General features: G+C 53.6%; 23 protein-coding genes. 7 read left to right on the top strand and 16 right to left on the bottom strand.

All coding sequences use genetic code 11. From position 1 onward, the window contains the following. Positions 1 to 12 precede the first annotated feature (12 nt). Positions 13 to 690 (bottom strand): DJ-1/PfpI family protein, encoded by a 678-nt coding sequence (locus tag ACT3UM_RS13120; protein WP_498899429.1) that lies wholly within the window; start codon positions 688 to 690, stop codon positions 13 to 15. Between the two features lie 12 nt (positions 691 to 702). On the opposite strand from ACT3UM_RS13120, the gene ACT3UM_RS13115 reads away from it, so the two are divergent. After that, positions 703 to 1665 carry a GlxA family transcriptional regulator gene (locus ACT3UM_RS13115; protein WP_498899427.1) on the top strand — a complete coding sequence of 321 codons (963 nt, stop codon included), beginning with the start codon at positions 703 to 705 and terminating at the stop codon, positions 1663 to 1665. Positions 1666 to 1756: 91 nt separating this feature from the next. Here ACT3UM_RS13115 and ACT3UM_RS13110 read toward each other — a convergent pair whose 3' ends face one another. Next, positions 1757 to 2233: a helix-turn-helix domain-containing protein gene (locus ACT3UM_RS13110; RefSeq protein ID WP_498899425.1), complete on the bottom strand. Its 477-nt coding sequence runs from the start codon at positions 2231 to 2233 to the stop codon at positions 1757 to 1759. A 187-nt stretch (positions 2234 to 2420) separates the two neighbouring features. Between ACT3UM_RS13110 and ACT3UM_RS13105 the strand changes: the two genes are divergently transcribed. Beyond that, positions 2421 to 2807 (top strand): DUF2938 family protein, encoded by a 387-nt coding sequence (locus ACT3UM_RS13105; RefSeq protein WP_498899423.1) that lies wholly within the window; start codon positions 2421 to 2423, stop codon positions 2805 to 2807. Then, a complete protein-coding gene (locus tag ACT3UM_RS13100; RefSeq protein ID WP_498899421.1) occupies positions 2752 to 2913 on the top strand; it encodes a DUF2938 family protein in 162 nt (53 codons plus the stop codon). Before ACT3UM_RS13105 ends, ACT3UM_RS13100 begins: the two co-directional genes overlap by 56 nt. A gap of 168 nt (positions 2914 to 3081) precedes the next feature. Here ACT3UM_RS13100 and ACT3UM_RS13095 read toward each other — a convergent pair whose 3' ends face one another. The 4 genes from ACT3UM_RS13095 to ACT3UM_RS13080 all read right to left on the bottom strand — a co-directional run bounded on the left by ACT3UM_RS13095 (position 3082) and on the right by ACT3UM_RS13080 (position 5577). Continuing rightward, the gene (locus ACT3UM_RS13095) at positions 3082 to 3339 is read right to left on the bottom strand and encodes a DUF2442 domain-containing protein (RefSeq protein WP_498899419.1); all 258 of its coding nucleotides are present in this window, start codon (positions 3337 to 3339) and stop codon (positions 3082 to 3084) included. A 3-nt stretch (positions 3340 to 3342) separates the two neighbouring features. Then, positions 3343 to 3606: a DUF4160 domain-containing protein gene (locus tag ACT3UM_RS13090; RefSeq protein WP_498899417.1), complete on the bottom strand. Its 264-nt coding sequence runs from the start codon at positions 3604 to 3606 to the stop codon at positions 3343 to 3345. A gap of 127 nt (positions 3607 to 3733) precedes the next feature. After that, entirely contained in the window at positions 3734 to 4336 is a 603-nt protein-coding gene (locus tag ACT3UM_RS13085) for a glutathione S-transferase N-terminal domain-containing protein (RefSeq protein ID WP_498899415.1), read from the bottom strand. Then, positions 4336 to 5577, bottom strand: coding sequence for a YbfB/YjiJ family MFS transporter (locus tag ACT3UM_RS13080; protein WP_498899413.1), 1242 nt, complete (start codon positions 5575 to 5577; stop codon positions 4336 to 4338). Before ACT3UM_RS13080 ends, ACT3UM_RS13085 begins: the two co-directional genes overlap by 1 nt. 145 nt (positions 5578 to 5722) lie before the next feature. Between ACT3UM_RS13080 and ACT3UM_RS13075 the strand changes: the two genes are divergently transcribed. Then, positions 5723 to 6616, top strand: coding sequence for a LysR family transcriptional regulator (locus ACT3UM_RS13075; RefSeq protein WP_498899411.1), 894 nt, complete (start codon positions 5723 to 5725; stop codon positions 6614 to 6616). Between the two features lie 10 nt (positions 6617 to 6626). Here ACT3UM_RS13075 and ACT3UM_RS13070 read toward each other — a convergent pair whose 3' ends face one another. Continuing rightward, positions 6627 to 7511 (bottom strand): LysR family transcriptional regulator, encoded by an 885-nt coding sequence (locus ACT3UM_RS13070; protein ID WP_498899409.1) that lies wholly within the window; start codon positions 7509 to 7511, stop codon positions 6627 to 6629. A gap of 123 nt (positions 7512 to 7634) precedes the next feature. Here ACT3UM_RS13070 and gstA point away from each other — a divergent pair, with 123 nt between their 5' ends. Further along, on the top strand, positions 7635 to 8246 hold the full coding sequence (gstA, locus tag ACT3UM_RS13065) for a glutathione transferase GstA (protein ID WP_498899407.1): 612 nt from the start codon (positions 7635 to 7637) through the stop codon (positions 8244 to 8246). A gap of 72 nt (positions 8247 to 8318) precedes the next feature. On the opposite strand, the gene ACT3UM_RS13060 is transcribed toward gstA, so the two are convergent. Together ACT3UM_RS13060 and ACT3UM_RS13055 are read right to left on the bottom strand one after the other, a co-directional pair. Next, on the bottom strand, positions 8319 to 8567 hold the full coding sequence (locus tag ACT3UM_RS13060) for a hypothetical protein (protein WP_498899405.1): 249 nt from the start codon (positions 8565 to 8567) through the stop codon (positions 8319 to 8321). A gap of 219 nt (positions 8568 to 8786) precedes the next feature. Then, complete coding sequence (locus ACT3UM_RS13055; RefSeq protein WP_498899403.1) at positions 8787 to 9422, bottom strand: LysE family translocator; 636 nt, start codon at positions 9420 to 9422, stop codon at positions 8787 to 8789. A 286-nt stretch (positions 9423 to 9708) separates the two neighbouring features. Between ACT3UM_RS13055 and ACT3UM_RS13050 the strand changes: the two genes are divergently transcribed. Then, positions 9709 to 9903, top strand: coding sequence for a type II toxin-antitoxin system VapB family antitoxin (locus tag ACT3UM_RS13050; RefSeq protein WP_227405517.1), 195 nt, complete (start codon positions 9709 to 9711; stop codon positions 9901 to 9903). Then, the gene (vapC, locus tag ACT3UM_RS13045; RefSeq protein WP_227405518.1) at positions 9900 to 10301 is read left to right on the top strand and encodes a type II toxin-antitoxin system VapC family toxin; all 402 of its coding nucleotides are present in this window, start codon (positions 9900 to 9902) and stop codon (positions 10299 to 10301) included. Before ACT3UM_RS13050 ends, vapC begins: the two co-directional genes overlap by 4 nt. Before the next feature lie 83 nt (positions 10302 to 10384). On the opposite strand, the gene ACT3UM_RS13040 is transcribed toward vapC, so the two are convergent. From ACT3UM_RS13040 to ACT3UM_RS13010, 7 genes are all read right to left on the bottom strand, one after another. Then, on the bottom strand, positions 10385 to 11080 hold the full coding sequence (locus ACT3UM_RS13040) for a haloacid dehalogenase type II (RefSeq protein ID WP_498899400.1): 696 nt from the start codon (positions 11078 to 11080) through the stop codon (positions 10385 to 10387). Next, positions 11061 to 12278 (bottom strand): MFS transporter, encoded by a 1218-nt coding sequence (locus ACT3UM_RS13035; protein WP_498899398.1) that lies wholly within the window; start codon positions 12276 to 12278, stop codon positions 11061 to 11063. Before ACT3UM_RS13035 ends, ACT3UM_RS13040 begins: the two co-directional genes overlap by 20 nt. A 35-nt stretch (positions 12279 to 12313) precedes the next feature. After that, positions 12314 to 12649 carry a zinc ribbon domain-containing protein YjdM gene (locus ACT3UM_RS13030; protein WP_498899396.1) on the bottom strand — a complete coding sequence of 112 codons (336 nt, stop codon included), beginning with the start codon at positions 12647 to 12649 and terminating at the stop codon, positions 12314 to 12316. Between the two features lie 103 nt (positions 12650 to 12752). After that, positions 12753 to 13061 carry a HigA family addiction module antitoxin gene (locus tag ACT3UM_RS13025; protein ID WP_308321028.1) on the bottom strand — a complete coding sequence of 103 codons (309 nt, stop codon included), beginning with the start codon at positions 13059 to 13061 and terminating at the stop codon, positions 12753 to 12755. A 28-nt stretch (positions 13062 to 13089) separates the two neighbouring features. Then, positions 13090 to 13383, bottom strand: coding sequence for a type II toxin-antitoxin system RelE/ParE family toxin (locus ACT3UM_RS13020; protein ID WP_498899393.1), 294 nt, complete (start codon positions 13381 to 13383; stop codon positions 13090 to 13092). A 100-nt stretch (positions 13384 to 13483) separates the two neighbouring features. Beyond that, positions 13484 to 15097: an ABC-F family ATP-binding cassette domain-containing protein gene (locus ACT3UM_RS13015; protein WP_498899391.1), complete on the bottom strand. Its 1614-nt coding sequence runs from the start codon at positions 15095 to 15097 to the stop codon at positions 13484 to 13486. Positions 15098 to 15419: 322 nt separating this feature from the next. After that, positions 15420 to 17096, bottom strand: a complete 1677-nt coding sequence (locus tag ACT3UM_RS13010; protein WP_498899389.1) for a methyl-accepting chemotaxis protein — start codon at positions 17094 to 17096, stop codon at positions 15420 to 15422. Between the last annotated feature and the right edge of the window lie 216 nt (positions 17097 to 17312).

Here is a 17312-nt window from a genome sequence, read left to right as displayed (position 1 = left end):
TCAGCTTGTCACTCAATTCTGAAGAGCCTGCGATGCCTGGGCCACAGCCAAGGCACGAATGGCATCGCGCTCACGGGTTGCATCAAGGCAGCGCTTCACAATGTGTTCAGGCGAGGTATGCTGCGTGCCACCAGTAAATGGGGGCTCCGGGTCGTACTCGATTTGGAGTTGAATCTGGCGTGCAGTGTCTTCATCAACCATTAAGGCAACGGCTTTAATGGCCATGTCTATTCCGGATGTCACACCTCCCGATGTGAAGATATTGCCGTCCACACACATCCGGGACTCATCTGGAATGGCGCCGAATGCAGGCAGGAACTCTCGCGCTTGCCAATGGCAGGCTGCACGCCTTCCTCGCAATAATCCTGAGGCGCCGAGCAGCAGGGAGCCTGTACAGATACCAAGAATGAATCGAGCTTGGCGGCCTTGGCATGCGGTGAACGCTACCCAGCGTGGATCAATCAGCGTGTTATCCGTGCCAGGCCCGCCAGGCACCACCAATAGATCGCAGGGTTCGGCGTTTTCAAACGTTGCCGTGGGTAGCATCGTCAAACCACGATCCGACACTACCGGCTCCATCGAAGTAGATACAAAATCGACGTTGACGCCAGGTATCCGAACGAGCACCTCATAGGGGCCCGTCAGGTCGAGTTGAGTCAGGGCAGGAAACAGCAGAAAATTGACTTGCATGGATAATCTCCGTTGAAAGTCTTTAAGGTAGAGGTCACCGTGAACAAATGTGTGCCAAAAACAGGGGAAATTGCGCCAATCCATATTGGCTTTCTCGTTTACCCTGGTTTCCAACCCATTGACCTGAGTGGCCCATGGCAAGCCTTTTCAACTGCTAACGAAGAATTGGGCCAACCGCTTTACCTACTTGCGACCTACGGGCCTTCGACCGACGTGCGCACCAGCGACGGGGGTTTACGAATTTTGGTTGAACACTCGCTCGAGACGTTAATCCCTCAGCGTTTACACACTGTCATTGTTCCAGGTGGTTACGGCGTCTACCACGCAGCACAAGATAGCAATATCCAGTATTGGCTCAAATCCCAAGACTTGTCTTCGGTACGCACTTGCAGCGTATGTACAGGGGCGTTCCTTTTGGCGTCAGCAGGACTACTAGAGGGCCACCTCGTCACAACTCATTGGCGAGCTGCTGAACAGCTTCGTCAAGCATTTCCAAGTTTGGATGTAGCCGATGAGCGGATTTTTTGTGAAAGCGGAAAGTACTGGACAACTGCAGGTGTGACGGCAGGCATCGATCTTGCCCTCGCATTGATTGAGCGAGACTGCGGGCCCCTGATATCTCAGCGAGTCGCACGGCGCCTTTTGGTCTATTTGAGGCGCCATGGCGATCAGCGCCAATACAGCCAAACGCTCAGAATGCAGGATCGAGCAGGAATGCCCTTCCATGAGCTTATCGAACAGATAGAGAAGAATCTTGCATGGTTATGGTCAGTGGACGAGATGGCTTCGGTAAGCCATATGTCGCGTCGCACATTCCAGCGAAAATTCAAGAAGTGCTTCGGCATATCATCCGTGGAAGCACTTAAAGCCTTGAGGCTAGAGAAAGCACAACTACTGATGGCTGCTGGAAGCATGACAAAGAAGGAAGTTGCTCGTAAGGTCGGATTGCAACTATTTGATGTTCCCGATAAGTAAGTTGTAATACCTGATTGCTCTACTTAACTTTGCATTAGAGCTGTTGACCAAATGCAAGAATACATGTGCTATCAGGAGAGAACCGTGCTACTCATACTCCATCTAACGATGATGACATGAAATTAGCCTCTCCACCCTTCCCCCTCGTGCGGGCTTTTTTTTGATTACGCCCACGCGTCGCTTGCCGCGTCTGTGCAATCCGCATTAGACGTTGAAAGGTCGGACATTCCAGATGGCTTGGCGCCGTGCAGGTCACAACATGACGCAAACCATCACGTAGTGCTGTCAGTTCTTTGATGCGGCGATCCAGAAGATCTGCCTTGGCACTCACCATCTCACGATCAATTTCCGGCTCTCGTTCAGATCCCAGCATTTCGCGTATCTCAGCCAGCGAAAACCCCGCGACCTGCCCCAGAGCAATCAGCGATAAGCGCGTCAATACGTCTGTTTCGAAAACCCGGCGCAACCCATTGCGCCCAACTGATCTAATCAGACCCACTTCTTCGTAATAGCGCAATTTCGAGGCGGGAATCCCACTTTTACGGGAGAATTCGGAAATATCTAGCATCGCACTTGACTTCAAGTTGACTTGAAGTAATAGGCTACTTCTCCTCACCCTAACCTTCAAGGAGATTGAGGAAGATGCCTCTTTTCAATAATCAGGCTCGTTTCACCCACAGGGTCGGCCCTGCATTTGCGCTATTGGCCGTCATCCAGGCCACGCTGATCTTTACCATCACCTTGGGTGCACCGAAATGAACGGCCTACTGATCGATGCTCTATTGCTCGGCGTTGGGGCGACCGCTTTTATGGATGTCGTAGCGCTGTTCCAGAAACGCCTACTGGGCATCCCCTCACTGAATTACGCAATGGTCGGGCGCTGGCTGGGGCACTTGCCGAGCGGCAGATTTATCCATCAACCTATCGGTAAAAGCACGCCGATCTCAGCCGAGTCGGCTCTAGGGTGGTTTGCGCATTATCTGATTGGGATCGCTTTCGCTATGACGTTCCTGGTACTTGTCAGGCCGGATTGGCTGGCACACCCTACGCTCATGCCTGCTCTAGGTTTCGGTGTGATGACGGTACTTGCGCCTTTTCTTGTCCTGCAACCCTTGCTTGGGCGCAGGGATCGCCGCCCGTAAGACGCCTCAGCCAAACATCGCTAGACTTCGCAGTCTATTGACACATTTCAGCTTTGGCCTTGGGCTATGGATTGCTGGCTTAGGAGGGTTACTTTGGCGTGGTTAGCCTTGCCATGCTGTCAGATACCAGCACGAGCTAACGGATATTTCACTATCAGCGTTGGGGTGTCTAAGCAGATTGACTAGGAAATGCGCTGGGCAGAACTGGAAGCAAGCGACAATGTCTTTGCCCCAGCGCCTTGAACTACGTCATCATGCCAATGGTGCCTCAAAATCAGCTGTGCACCTGCTGCATTTGTTTGTTATGCAACCCCTTGAGAAACTCTGGTGCTAAATCGGCACCATTTGGCCAGACAACAGTTTCTAACTCAGGATCGACCGATACTTTTCGAAAAACAGCTATATCTTTTAGCGGTTCAAATACCGGGCCACTCAACACGCCATCAAGATCCACTTCACCTGAAGTCCCGTCATCAAATGCCACCCAGATTTTGTAATCAACCACATATTCCGCAGATTTGATATGCAACATGATTTACTCCAGCGGTGTAATGTTGTTTAGGGGCTCTCCCGCTCTAGCTCGACGCCAGTTTTCTTCAAGCTCAGCCTCATGCAGTGAAATCCACTCTTTAACAAATAGCGTCGCTCTCTTCGGCAGTTCGCCTTCAAGTATGGTTCCATCGAACGCAAATAGCGCCTCATAACCAGAGTATTTGGCGTGAAAATGAGGAGGATTATGATCGTTGAAATACATAGCAATCAAAATTCCGTAAAACCTACTAATAACTGGCATGGTCATTTTTCTCAATTAAAATTAGCACCGTACCATATTTTGATCAAACCCTAACATAACAGTGGTTATTAATAGTGACCATCATGATAACGCCCTGCAGTAGCAGGGCGAGTATGGGATATAGTCGGTTCCACTAACAGAATGCAGTCTGCTGGAAGCTCGCGCGAGCGGTCACGCTAGCGTGCCATCCTCGAAGCTGTGGGTATTCTTCTTTCCAATTCACTTCTGACAGCCGGAAGGCTAGATAATCCAGCGCCACTGCAGTGGCGATGTGGCCTAGGTTGATAGTTGAGCTCTGTTGTTCTTCGCCAAGCTCACAGTCCAACTGTTTCAGTAGCCGCTGCATGGCTCGCGAACGCCGTTGGCCCAGCTCGCTAGCGTCAATCTCTTTGCCGTAATGCTTTCTGGCAATCACGGTCGTAAACGCGGCATCCATCAGATTTTGGCCCAGCCCCGCCAGGTGCAGCACATCTTCCAGGCTGGCTGCTGGCAGCATTGGCTTGTTGGGGCTAACACTATCCAGGTAAACGGCGATCAGAATTGATTCGCTAAGCCGGGTGCCCTCCTCCGTTACTAGCGCGGGAATGCGCCCGGCGGGGTTGGCCTTTAAGAGTTCGGCATCGTCTGCCCAGGGGTCGCACCACTTCAGCGTCACGGCGTCCATCAGGCCTTTTTCCAGTAAAACGATGCGCACCAGGCGCGCATAGGGCGAGGTTGCGTTCAGGTAGAGTTCCATTATTGCCTCCCTTGGTTGGTAGATTGCTGGGCAGAAAGATGCGTGTGGCGCTGCTGTACGCCACGGCTAAGCAGCACCAGCAAAAAGCCTGCGACGAGGATGAGGCCGCTAATGGCAAACAGTGGCGCGTAGCTGCCCCAAGTGCCATAAAGCGCGGACATGGCATAGCCCGCCACTGCCTGGGCGGCTGCAAAGGCGGCGGTGGCTTGCCCCCAGAGCTTCTTGTGGGCGGTTGGCCCTACTAACTCAGCAAGGCGGCCAGAAGTGAGTGCCACAATACCGGGGATCATTGCCCCTACCATGAAGGAGGAAACCGACTGGCTGAGCAGTGCGAGCGAGAACACCGGCAGCAAGACAGCGGCGGCCTTCGCCGCAAAGGCGATCATCAAGCCCCCCTGCCAGCCCACTCGCTGCGCCAGTGCGCCTACCATGAACGGCCCACACAAGGCGCCCAACCCGAAGATTCCCCACTGCAGGGAAGCCGCTTGGTTACCCAGAGCGTTTTCCCTGGCGAGATAGTCCACCCAGAACACGGTATGGGGCACAAAGCCAATCGCATCCAGGGCGTAAGCGCCAATGACAAGCAGAACAACGACCTTTACACCCGCAATCCCTGTGGAACGATCACCCACAGAGCTAGCCGTTATTGGTGAGGTTAAGTGCGCTACTCCCTGTTGTTGCAAAAAATAGTCGCACAAAAGGCCAGCGGCAATACAGAGCAGCCCAAGCGTGCCCCAGGTGACTGTCAGACTTAACCCAAGGAGCAATGGCACGATGAAGGCCGAAAGCAGTGCCCCAAAGCCAATGCCGGTAAATACCAGGGCACCGACACGGGTTCGCCTTTCAGGGGGCGTGGCTGCCAGCGCCAGTGAAGGCCCGACAACCATTAAGATGGCCCCGGCAATGCCCGACACCAACCGCCAGAAGAAGAACCAGAGGAAACCGCCCGCCCCGGCGCAGAGCACAAAGCTTAGCGCGATACCCGCGAAGCTTGCGGCCATCACCCAGCGAGGAGAAAAGCGCTCACTCAGCGAGTGGGCGGCGAGTGCGCCGATAAAGTAGCCCAGCAGGTTGGCAGCTCCAAGGTAGGCGCCTTGGCTCGCGGTAAACCAACCCTCTTGAATAATCGCAGGCAATAGCGGCGTATAGGCGAAGCGCGCGATGCCAATCCCCGCCAGGGTCGCCATTATCCCTGTCATCAGGGCAGGCAGGTCGTGGCTAGTGAGTGTTCGAGTCATCATGTGGTGTCCTTTTCGTGCCGCCTTTCGGGCAAGGTGGGCAGCGCGTTAGTGCACAGCCAGACTACTCGTGAGGAAGTATTTCTAGAAACGATTAGTTTTGATCGCTACTATCTTGTTTAAAGATAGCCTGACAGGGAGACGGCGCGTGCAATTGAAATCACTGCGACTATTCATGGCAGTGGCCGAAACAGGCAGCTTCGTGGCAGCGGCAAATCAGCTGCACACGGTGCAATCCAATGTAACGGCCCACATCAAGAAGCTTGAAGAGGAGTTAGGCGTACAGCTTATTCAGCGTGCGGGGCGCGTTCGGCCTACCAGTGCCGGGTTGGCGCTGGTGGAGTACGCCGAGCGCATGCTGACGGCCCACGACGAAGCGGTGTCGCTGTTCAAAGGCCAGGAAAAGGCGTGTGGACGGCTACGTATAGGCGCCATGGAGACCACGACGGCGTTGCGCCTTCCGCCGATACTGGCGGCGTACCACGCGGCACAGCCTGACGTTGATATCCAGATTAAGACCGGGCCCACGGCTGAGCTGGTCGAACTGTTGCTTAATGGGCAGGTGGACTGTGTCTTCGTGGCCGGGCGACTCGAGCATGGCCGCTATCACTTGCTCAAAGCGTTTAGCGAGCAGCTTGTGCTGGTGGGTTCAACGCCGATGTCGACGATGCCCTCTTCACAACAACTGCTGACCTCTGCCTTTATGGCGTTTCGCCAGGGGTGTAGCTATCGCCAACGTATCGAGCTGTTGCTGGCTTCCTACGGCGTCAATGCAGGCCGGATTTTTGAGTTCGGTTCACTGGACGCGATGCTTGGCTGCGTTGCTGCCGGGATGGGTTACACGGTGCTGCCCCGTGGGACGGTTGAAGCCCACCAGCACCGGTTCGGGATTCATACGCTGGAACTGCCCACGTCCATCGCCAATGTCGATACCTATTTTGTCGCCCCAGAACCAGAAACCTGGGCACCCGCCCTGGCAAGCTTCGCTGACATCTTGCGTGACGCGGTGGTGTTGGATGAGAGTCAGTTTACTGCGTCGTAAATGGAGTACCTTATCGTGGCGACTGGTGACTTGTTACGTGTTGCCAGAAGGCCTCGACGAGTTTTAAGACCGGCGATGCCGGTGCAGCAACAAGCCCAAACCTTCGATAAATCGGCTGCGTCAGCGATAGCACGCGTAAACCACGCAGATCTTTGGGCAGTGTCGATTCCGGTACGATGGCCAAACCCATTCCTTCACGAACCAGCGCACAGGCACTGATCCAGTCACGTACCGTTACGCGGATATCGCTCAGCGTCACCCCACTCTCTTGAGCCAGACGCTGGGCATTCACCGCGCAGCCTCCCGTTGCGAGAATGAATGGTTGAGTAGCGAGTTCAGCGAAGTCGGCACCTCGTGCGGATGCGCGCCGCGCCAAGGGATGAGCACTGGGCACCACGGCTACCCAAGCATCGCAGCCGAGTATCAAGGCTTGGCGTTCCGGCGTAGGGTTCAGCACCACGCCAAGGTCGATGGCATCATTAGTTAACCATGTCTCGACTTCTTCATCGGTACCTTCCAGCGCGATGACATCGATGCCTGGATGGCGCTGTCGAAAGGAGCCAAGCAGTGCAGGGAGCTGGGTCGAGATTACCGATGGGAAACTAGCTAAGCGAATACGGCCGCTCCCTATACCTTTCTGCTTGTCGGCCAGACCACGAATGGCGTTGAGGTCTGCCAACATACACCGTGCGTGTCTGATAACCACTTCTCCGAAGGCCGTCATGCTGACGTCTCGCCGCGCACGAGCAAACAGCGGTGCGCCCAGCGTTTCCTCAATCTGCGCGAGCGCCTGGCTGGCCCCGGATTGAGTCATGCCAACACGCTCGGCACCTCTCGTGATAGTGCCAGTGTCCGCAATGGCTACGATCAAGCGCCAATGGGTGAGATTCATCATTGTCAGTAGCTCAGCTAATGGCTAAGAAGTGAGATATTAATTTTACGATGATTAAAAGGATCCGCACACTTTTGAATTGTTAGCGGTAGCTAATCTCTTTTTTTATCACTATAAAGGAATCCCATGAAGCTGTATTACGCCCCCAATACCTGTTCGTTATCGCCTCATATTGTCCTGCGTGAATTGGCGCTGCCTTTCACGTTAGTGCGTGTCGATAACCGAACAAAAACAACAGAGGATGGCCGAGCCTTCCTCACCATCAATCCCAAGGGCTATGTAGCAGCTTTGGAGCTAAAGGATGGGCAGATCTTGACCGAGGGTCCTGCCATACTCCAGTACCTAGCTGATCTATCGCCGGAGGCAAGTCTTGCTCCACCAACAGGAAGCTGGGAGAGAGTTCGTCTTCAAGAGTGGCTGGCTTTCATTAATAGCGAAATTCACGCTGGATTAGCGCCACTGTTTAACACCAGCCTGGCCGAAGAGGCCAAGTGCGTGTTTCGCGATAAGTCCTTCAAGCGCTTTGATTATCTCGACAGTGTTCTTGAGTGTAACGCTTACCTGATGGGCAAAAACTTTTCTATCGCGGATGCCTATCTTTTCACAGTGCTAGGGTGGTGTCGGTTTTTCGACATTGATCTGGGGCATTGGCCGACGCTGACAAATTATGTCTCACGTGTGGGTGGACGACCCTCGGTTCAGGCTGCCCAGAAGGCAGAACGGCACCTCGCGCACTGAAGCGGGAAATCACCAATCTGTTGTGACCTCCGGGTGATATTATCAACGGTACTCAGCGCATCAGCTTCTGAATCATGGGCAGTATAGGCATAAATCGTTTCCAAATGAGCTTCTGCTGTTGCTGTCCAGAATACATTCAGGCAAGCCGTATTTCTTGCGGATATCTGCCACGTTCGTAATGTTACCTGCTTGGCTATCTGCCATGCCCTTTTCGATGGCCCCTCGGATGTAGATCTCATGCATAAGGTCTTCCCATGTGGCATTCGCAGGAAGTTGCTCAATTAGCTTGTGTGCGTCATCTTTGCTCATCGTAGCTGACATGGTGACTACCTTTATTAGGTACGTAGAAAAGGCCGTTGGAGAATACCCTGGGTTACCGAGAGTGTTGCTGTTTATGCCATTTTCTGCAAATACATCGCCAAGGTCGATACCTACTTTGTCGCCCCCGAGCAGAGGGCTTTGACACCCGCCCTGGCAAGCTTCGCTGAACTTCAGCTCACTGCGTCGTGAAGTGGCTAGTTGGCTGAACTCTTATTCTTATCAACTTCTCTCCGCCCGACCAAGCAGCAAGACAGATAAACCCGCAGCGATAAACGTCATGCCAGCACCAATATTCAAACCCAAAATAGCGCGGGGGTGGCCTTCTAGCCACCTTGCAAATAGGGATGAAAAGGTACCTAACACAGTAAAAACCACGAATGCCAGCAACGCAAACCATGCACCTAGCAAGAACGTTTGTAGCTCGACTGCCCCATGCACGGGAGAAACGAACTGAGGAACAAAGGCCAAAATAAACAGCGCTGGCTTGGGATTAAGTACATTGGTTAAAAAGCCGGTGATAAGCACTGCCCGATGGGACAAGTGACTCTGAGACGAGAAAGCAATCAACTCCCGTGAGCGTAAGGCTTTAATCCCTAACCAAATCAAATATCCAGCCCCAGCAAATTTAACCACACTAAACGCTACCGCCGATGTTTGAATGAGAAACGCCAAGCCCAGAAAAGCGACAAGCACATGCACCATCAGCCCAAGGGCAGCCCCGGCACTAGAGATACAAGCCGCTAGACGCCCCTGACTAAGCCCCCGACTAACGGCAAGAATATTGTCAGGCCCTGGCACAAGAATGATTAAAATGCATGCGACGGTATACGTCATCCAGGTTTCGATAGATACCATGCTATCTCCTATGAAGCTAATGCTTTGTTTTTAATGGTTTGTTATGGCACAACATTGAAATAGGCTACCCTGCTCTGCAAGGACTCAACCGCTGATTATTAACCTTCCTTCTCTTTACGAACCATTCTATTGGCTAACACAAGCTTACCGATATCATCGTGCTCTGATAGCTCTACCTGATAAAGATCCCTGCGCAGCTGTAGGTGCAGTCAACAGGAGAATGCCTTGTTCGCAATAAGGTGCTAAATTGTGTATAGAAATACATTTTCATACACATAGGTGCAGTATGAGAACGAACATTGTCATTGACGACCAATTAATGGCCGAAGCTCTAAAGATCTCTGGCTACGAGACCAAAAAAGAAGCCGTCGAGCAAGGACTGAAGCTCCTGGTGCAACGGGGCAAGCAGCAAGAGCTGCGAAAATTGCGTGGCCACATCAAGTGGGAAGGCGATCTGGATGAGATGCGGAGTGGCAAATGATACTAGTGGATACCAGCGTCTGGATCGACTATTTCAACGGCGTCGAGAACCCACATACCGATCTGCTGGATTTATCGATCGTTGAGGGAGCCGTCGCGATCGGCGATCTAATCTTTCTGGAAATCCTGCAAGGCATTCGTAACGATAAAGATTACCGTAAAACCCAGCAAAGCTTACTGGCGCTGGATCAGTATGAAATGTTTGGCAAAGCGATGACGGTAAAGTGTGCCGACAATTATCGAGCGTTACGCAAAAAAGGCATTACGATCAGAAAAACCGCGGATGTCATTATCGCGACGTTCTGTATAGAGAACCGCCTCCCGCTGCTTTTCCTGGATCGCGACTTCATCCCCTTCGTTAACCACCTTGGTCTCGAGCCCGCTCTGCAAGTGACGTAACAGCTGCTGGTAGCACATTGTGATCTTTGGCGCCTTGGCATTATATGATACTAACCACTGCCCTGACGGTAAGTGCTTTTGGGTCAACCTCTTAGCTGCTCACTCAACGCGATGAGATCTTCAGCCACAAAATCCCATTCTTGCTCGGCTGCTAAATCTTTACGCTGTTGCGGGCCATACTCTGTACGACGGGGTATAAACGCCGTTTTCATCCCCAATGCACGGGCAGCCGCCAAGTCGTAATTGTGCGCTGCGCATAGCATCACCTCTTCTGGCGGCAGGCGCAGCAGGCGGCAAGCCCCTAAATAGACCTCTGGGTCAGGTTTATAGTGCTGGAATAGCTCGGCGCAGAACACCATATCCCATGGCAGTTTGGCATAACGGGCAACGTCCACCATTAACGATAAATTGCCGTTAGTCAGGGTGGCGATGATGGTGTGCTCTTTCAATTGTTGAAGACCGCGCTGAACATCAGGCCATGGGTCTAACTGGTGCCAAAAGTGATTGACGCGATCAATGGTCGCCTCGTCTAGCGTAATCCCATGTTGCTTGAGCAGTGTGAGCAGGCTTTCCCGATGCAGATCATCCAACCCCGTCCACGGAATTTCGCCTTTGCGTACCCGATCCATCGAAGGCGCATAATGCTGACGCCATTGATCCGTCAGCGCTTCGCTGGGTAGCTCGACACCCAACTCCTGCTCTAACGCCCGGAACTGGTCAATCAAACTGGAACGCCAGTCGACAATAGTGCCAAATACATCAAACACGATGGCTTTCATTCGCTTCGCCTTTACGTTGGATGGTCATCAGTAGCCCTAATAGTGTCATGGCGATCAGCAGGCTCCAGCCGAGCATAAAGCTGCCCGTTATATCCAGCATCCACCCCAGCAGTGGCGGCACCGATACAATTGCCAGTTGGTTAATCGCCATGGCCAGCCCCAGCACAAAGCCGGTTTTATCGACGGGTGCCGACTCCGCCACATAAGCCACCCAAGGACCGTACCAGCCGAACCCAAAGAAACCCAACCAGCCCATCAAGCAACCCAGCATAAACATTGAACTGAGCGGTAGCCAAACCAATACCAGCAACCCAACGATCACCGCCACCATGCACACCATGACCGGGAAATAGCGCGAGCGACAGCGATCGCTCCAGGCCGCCAGCAAAATACGTCCGGCAACCCCGCCCCCCTGGGCCACGAATAGCAACGTCGCGGCTTGCAGCACGTCCATCTGCAAACGGCTGTGCAGATAAAGCACGGTAAAAATCAAAATACCGTACTGAACCGAGATCAAACTAATGCCGGACGCCATGATCTGTTTCATGGCCGGTTCGCGAATCATCGCCAGCCGCGACAAGACGACGTTTGTCACGCTGCCTTCAGAGGCTCTTGCGACCGGCACCACGCCAGCAGGGGCGCGATAAAAGAGCATAAAGATCAGCGCCCCGAAGATCGCAATCAGCCCACCCACTAGAAAAGAGGCGCGCCATCCCCAGGTGATAGCGACGGTTGGCAGTACGATCGCCGCCAGCGCCCCGCCCAGCGGCAAACCCGCCTGACGAATGCCCATGGCAAAACCACGCTGGGATTTATCAAACCAGGCAGCTACCGATTTGCTACCGCCGGGTTGGGCGGTACTGTAGCCTGCCCCCACGATGACCAAAAACAGCAGCATGGCCCAGTAACTCTCCGCCAGCACAGCAGCGCTAAGCGCAATGCCCACGACGAGGGTTCCCACTCCCACCACCAAACGCTCACTGAACCTATCCAGCAACTCCCCGGCAACCAACAGCCCGACCAAAGGCACCAACTGAGCCGCCGAGACCAGCGCCCCAATCTGAAATGCGGAGAGCCCCATATCGCCCTGTATATAAACGCTGATGGCGCCGATACCCTGAACGAAGAAACACGCCGCTGCTTGAGCCAGGGTGGCTATCAACAGAATAACCCAGCGGTAATGTCGGTTAGCAGTCATCGGCGGCACGCTTGTCAGGTAAGTTCAGATTTTAGTCAGGCCTTTTTCACAAAATGGGCGGTCACCATCATGTCGCCGACGCCGTCGACTTTGCAGTCCAGTTGGTGATCTTTGCTGTCCACGAGCCGCTTGATAACGGCTTTGGTGCCTACCTTGAGTACCAATGAGCTGCCTTTGACCTTGAGGTCTTTGATCATCGTTACCTTGTCGCCTTTCGCTAACAGGGTGCCGTGGGCATCTTTTACCGTCACGGTCTCTTCTGCCTCAGCCTCAGAAGGGTTCCATTCGTGGGCGCACTCGGGGCAGATAAACAGGCTTTGATCCTGATAGACGAACTCGGATTGGCAATGGGGGCAAGGTGGGCACGACATGAATGATGACTTCTGTGGTTTGGTTTAGGCTACTTATGATACTGAGCCTGTGTACCCTTGGCGAATGCCTTCGGACGGCTTCCCCCTGCCATGATGCTTAGGTCTACGCCATCTTCTGCCAGTGCTGGATACTAGAGAGATCCTCGTGTTCTAGCTGCTCTGCTTTGAAGAGATCCCAGCGCATTTGTAAATTGAGCCAAAAATCTGCTGAGACACCAAAAAATCGTGCCAGCCTTAGGGCCGTGCTGGGCGTAACACCCCGCTTTTTATTCACCAGCTCATTGATCCGCTGGTAAGGAACGTGGATAGCAGCCGCCAGCTCGCGTTGGGTAATGTCCATGGGCTGCAAAAACTCTTCCAGTAACATTTCGCCGGGGTGCGTCGGTTCACGATGTGTGGGGACACGAATCATACCTTTCTCCTTTTAGTCTCCTGTTCTGTTAGTGGTAATCGACTAACTCGACCTCATCAGGCCCAGCTTCTGTCCACCTAAAACAGAGACGATACTGCCCATTGATGCGAATACTGTGCTGCCCGGCTCTATCGCCTGATAACGCTTCAAGCCGGTTACCAGGCGGCACCCTCAGTTCATCCAGCTTTTGTGCCGAATCCAGTAGATCGAGTTTTCGTGATGCAATTTTCCATAGAGATGGCGGACATAGCTTGCGAGCAGCCTTGGTATGCTCGCCATTGAATAAGTCTTCTACCGCTTTGTCTTTGAAATTTACGATCATAAACACACGATAGCACGGAACCCATGCTATTCAAGCCTGTTTGAGTTTAAAACTACACTACCCAGCGCTTATTGAAGATCGACACAGTCAGAATTCTTCATCAAACCGGCTCCAGATGCCACCCTTGCTCAGTTGCCCTCAGGCGGTCTGTCAGGGCGAGGTTTTCCAGAAAGGCATCGTCATGGGATACCACCACTAACGCACCTTGGTAACTGCGCAGCAGGGTTTCCAGTGCCTGTGCCGATGGCAGGTCGAGGTGGTTATTGGGCTCGTCTAGCAGCAACAATTGTGGTGGCGAATCGGCGTAGAGGATGCAGGCCAGTGCTCCTTTCAGACGTTCACCTCCGCTTAGTAGTCCGCTGGGTGTGGTGATCTTCTGCGCATCCAGGCCTAGCTGGGCCAGTAGCATGCGCAGCTCACCCTCCGTTGTTGAGCGGTTAGCCAGTTGCAGCTGTTCGAGCACGGTTTTTTCCGGCTCAAGATTCTCCAGCCGCTGATCGAGATAAGCCCTTTCAGGGGTCACCTTGCAGGTTCCGGAAAATGGCTCGATTTGGCCCGCTAGCACTCGAAGCAGCGTAGATTTACCGCAACCGTTGGGGCCAACGATACCGATGCGCTGCCGCCCTCTTAGCAGTAGGCTAAGTTGACGCGTGGCTCCCATGACGAACGGTAGCTCTACCCTCTCCAACTCTGCCAAACAGCGCTTGGCGACCTGATTAACGGGTATCTCATGCAGGGTGATTTGCGCTTCGTCTTCAACCTGTTTTGCCGCTTCCCGCACGCGCTGGTTAAGTTGATCACGGCTGGCCGCCTGCTGTTGGCTCAGTGCACCTGACGAGATTTCGCTGCGTTCTTTCTGGCGATCCAGCAGTATCTTGGCTTGGTTGGCTTCCTTGCCTTGCCGATTTCCGCGGGCCTGCCGTTTCTCCTGGCGTTCACGCTGCTTGCGCATCGCCCTTTCTTGGCGTTGGCGCTCTAGCTTATGCTTATTGAGTTGGTCAATCGCATTTTGCTGCTCGTGTGCTTTTGCCTCTGCATAGAAGGTGTAGTTGCCGCCATAACTGTGCAGCCCTGAGGGGGACAGCTCGACAATACGCGCCATGGCTTCCAGCAATTGCCGGTCATGGCTGATCACAATCAGCCCACGCGGCCAGCGCTGCAGTTGTTCGATGAGTGCCTGGCGGTTTGGTCGGTCGAGATGGTTGCTTGGCTCATCAAGAATCAGGAAATCAGCATTCGAGAGCATGGCGCCCATTAAGGCAACCCGCATGACTTCCCCACCGCTCAGTGTGCTGGCCGGTGTTGTGGCCTCAAGATAGCCCAAGCCATTGCGTTCAAGCTCATGGCGAAATCGCTGAGGCATATCCCAACGCTCATCCACGACCTCAAAATCCTCTATGGTAGTGCTGCCAGCCTCAATTCGCGCCAGCGCATCCAGCGCTGGTTGAATACCTGAGAGATCGGCGACAGAAGCCCCCTTCGGCTGGGCCACTTGCTGAGCAAGATAATGCACGCTGTTGGGGCGCTGACAGTCGCCGGCGGTGGGTTGCAACTGGCCCACGAGGATTTGGGCTAATACTGTTTTACCCACACCATTGCGACCCACCAGCCCGGTTGGGCGGGCATCGAACTGCTCATGAAGATCGGTGAAAAGCGTTCTGCCATCCGACAAAACGTAGGAGACACCCGTTAGGGTGAGATGGGTAGTGGTCATAGGTGATTCCATAGATGCCAAGTACTCCCCCAGGTCAGGGGCTAATGGAGACTGGCCGTTATTGCAACGGCGGGCATCAATGGCTCATTGGACAACTACCTATGCTTAACGTGGAAAGGCTCACCATATTACAAATAGCATAAGAAGTAGACAAGGGCATGGCAGTCCTAGTTTAGATATTTGCATCATTTCCATTAATAAACGAATACAGCTGAATATCAGGTCGGCACGCCCAGCTCTGAGTGGCCCAGAATTTTCTTGTGGGGGCTTTCGGCTCACAAAAAAGCGCCCTGGCTGGGCGCTTTATGGTTGCTTCAGGCGTTTAGAAAGATGCCCATTCTTCGGTCTCTTTTTTGCTTCCAATAACATGAGTCGGCAAGCGTTTAGCTGCCCGTGGCTGGCTGTCGTTGTGCCTTATCGTAGCGGGCAGCGCACGCTGGCTTTGGCCAGTGGTGGTTCCTCGGAAGAACGAAACCTCTTTCAGCAACGCCTCCGCTTGGCCTTGCAGAGAACGACCTGCCGCACTGGATTCTTCTACCAGGCTCGCATTCTGCTGGGTGACACTGTCCATCTGCGAGACGGCCGTGTTGACTTGCTCGATGCCTTGGGACTGTTCTCGGCTCGCGGTGGCGATTTCAGCCATCAGCACCGTGACGCGCTGCACGCCATTGACAATCTCTTCAAGCGATTTTCCCGCCCGGTTGACTAAGTTTGAGCCGGTGTCAACTTGGCTGATACTTTCTTCCACGAGCTTTTTGATGTCTTTAGCGGCATCGGCACTGCGTCCGGCCAGGTTGCGTACTTCATTGGCCACCACGGCAAACCCACGGCCTTGCTCGCCCGCGCGAGCGGCTTCCACCGATGCATTCAGCGCCAGCAAATTGGTCTGGAAGGCAATTTGATCGATCAACCCGACGATACCAGAGATCTTACGGCTTGAGATGTTGATGTCTTCCATCGCTTTGACGGCTTGCTCGGCGATCTCTCCCCCGGCGTTGGCTTGCTGGCTGACGTCATATACGAGTTTATCGGCTTCGGCAGCATTGTCTGCGTTCTGACGCACGGTCGAGGTAATTTCATCCATCGAGGCCGCGGTCTCTTCGATGTTTGAGGCCTGCTCCTGAGTACGGCGGCTAAGATCGTCGGTGCCTAGCACGATTTCGTCAGCGGCCACATTCACAGACTCGGCGTTATGACGAACGGACATAACCACCTGCGAGAACTTGGTTTCCATGCTCTTTAACGCCCGAAGCATCACACCAAACTCATCTTTGCATGTAACGTCGATGTCGTTATCAAGCCTTCCTTCAGCCATGGCGTTGGCGAGTGCTTGTGCCTTGCCCAGCGGCGTCATGATGCCGCGGATCAACCATATAGCGAGCAGAATTCCGAAGATGACAGCCGCCGCCATCACCCCAATAACGAAATTGCGCGTCCAAACATAGTCACTTGAGGACTGTTGGTTATTTGCAGCGGCTTGAGTGCTGTTACGGTCGATGAGCCCCTGGATCGCCGTTAGCACCTTTGGATATTCTGCGCGTAGCGTGGTGGTGGCAATCTCTCTTGCAGCATCGAAATCATTGCCGATCATTGCCGCGTTAATGTCGTCAATACCGGCGCGAAGACTGCTCAGCGACGCAATAAACTCATTAGCGATGGCACGTTCTTGATCATCGGAGACACGATCAGGAAAGTAATCATTCCAGGCAGCATCGATAATAGCGTCGTTCTCAGCGACCTCCTGCTTCGTGGTAATGGCAGATGCCGGATTCCGATCGCGCTGTTCGGCCGTCACTTTCACCCGGTTGCCGAGCAACGCTTGGTTGATCTGAGTAAGAGTACCCAGTGTGAGCACGTTGCCTTCGTAGGTTCTGTTGAGCGCGTCGTTGGTCTTGCCGAGACTGAAAAGACCGATAGTACCGACGACAATCAGCATCAAGATACAGGCGCCTAAACTCACAGCAAGCCGCAGTTTGACGCTTCGATTCAGAAGTGACATGGGGGGAAATCTCGTAGAAGCCCGCTGCACAGGGCATGGGCTAGGGTAGGAGGAAGCACTCTCTTTGGCGGTATGCGCTCAGGCAGAGCACATTTTGCTACCAACCATTTTGTAATATCGGCTTCCACACCGAGAAGTTGAATGTTTTAGCGGAAAAATAGCCATTGTCTTACAAGTACATGCGCCCTTCACTCTCGCTGTCTCAGGCTTTCGCGA

It is taken from the genome of Halomonas sp. AOP13-D3-9 (assembly GCF_052379125.1).
Lineage (GTDB): Bacteria > Pseudomonadota > Gammaproteobacteria > Pseudomonadales > Halomonadaceae > Vreelandella.
The sequence above is the reverse complement of the archived record's forward strand: the minus strand, read 5'-3'. Positions and strand labels throughout refer to the sequence as shown.

Bases quoted from the DNA above. Each gene is read 5' to 3' on its own strand.
- ACT3UM_RS13120 (WP_498899429.1), bottom strand. From the start codon at position 690: ATGCAAGTCAATTTTCTGCTGTTTCCTGCCCTGACTCAACTCGACCTG.
- ACT3UM_RS13110 (WP_498899425.1), bottom strand. From the start codon at position 2,233: ATGCTAGATATTTCCGAATTCTCCCGTAAAAGTGGGATTCCCGCCTCG.
- ACT3UM_RS13105 (WP_498899423.1), top strand. From the start codon at position 2,421: ATGAACGGCCTACTGATCGATGCTCTATTGCTCGGCGTTGGGGCGACC.
- ACT3UM_RS13095 (WP_498899419.1), bottom strand. From the start codon at position 3,339: ATGTTGCATATCAAATCTGCGGAATATGTGGTTGATTACAAAATCTGG.
- ACT3UM_RS13090 (WP_498899417.1), bottom strand. From the start codon at position 3,606: ATGACCATGCCAGTTATTAGTAGGTTTTACGGAATTTTGATTGCTATG.
- ACT3UM_RS13085 (WP_498899415.1), bottom strand. From the start codon at position 4,336: ATGGAACTCTACCTGAACGCAACCTCGCCCTATGCGCGCCTGGTGCGC.
- ACT3UM_RS13080 (WP_498899413.1), bottom strand. From the start codon at position 5,577: ATGATGACTCGAACACTCACTAGCCACGACCTGCCTGCCCTGATGACA.
- ACT3UM_RS13070 (WP_498899409.1), bottom strand. From the start codon at position 7,511: ATGATGAATCTCACCCATTGGCGCTTGATCGTAGCCATTGCGGACACT.
- gstA (WP_498899407.1), top strand. From the start codon at position 7,635: ATGAAGCTGTATTACGCCCCCAATACCTGTTCGTTATCGCCTCATATT.
- ACT3UM_RS13060 (WP_498899405.1), bottom strand. From the start codon at position 8,567: ATGTCAGCTACGATGAGCAAAGATGACGCACACAAGCTAATTGAGCAA.
- ACT3UM_RS13055 (WP_498899403.1), bottom strand. From the start codon at position 9,422: ATGGTATCTATCGAAACCTGGATGACGTATACCGTCGCATGCATTTTA.
- ACT3UM_RS13050 (WP_227405517.1), top strand. From the start codon at position 9,709: ATGAGAACGAACATTGTCATTGACGACCAATTAATGGCCGAAGCTCTA.
- vapC (WP_227405518.1), top strand. From the start codon at position 9,900: ATGATACTAGTGGATACCAGCGTCTGGATCGACTATTTCAACGGCGTC.
- ACT3UM_RS13040 (WP_498899400.1), bottom strand. From the start codon at position 11,080: ATGAAAGCCATCGTGTTTGATGTATTTGGCACTATTGTCGACTGGCGT.
- ACT3UM_RS13035 (WP_498899398.1), bottom strand. From the start codon at position 12,278: ATGACTGCTAACCGACATTACCGCTGGGTTATTCTGTTGATAGCCACC.
- ACT3UM_RS13030 (WP_498899396.1), bottom strand. From the start codon at position 12,649: ATGTCGTGCCCACCTTGCCCCCATTGCCAATCCGAGTTCGTCTATCAG.
- ACT3UM_RS13025 (WP_308321028.1), bottom strand. From the start codon at position 13,061: ATGATTCGTGTCCCCACACATCGTGAACCGACGCACCCCGGCGAAATG.
- ACT3UM_RS13020 (WP_498899393.1), bottom strand. From the start codon at position 13,383: ATGATCGTAAATTTCAAAGACAAAGCGGTAGAAGACTTATTCAATGGC.
- ACT3UM_RS13015 (WP_498899391.1), bottom strand. From the start codon at position 15,097: ATGACCACTACCCATCTCACCCTAACGGGTGTCTCCTACGTTTTGTCG.
- ACT3UM_RS13010 (WP_498899389.1), bottom strand. From the start codon at position 17,096: ATGTCACTTCTGAATCGAAGCGTCAAACTGCGGCTTGCTGTGAGTTTA.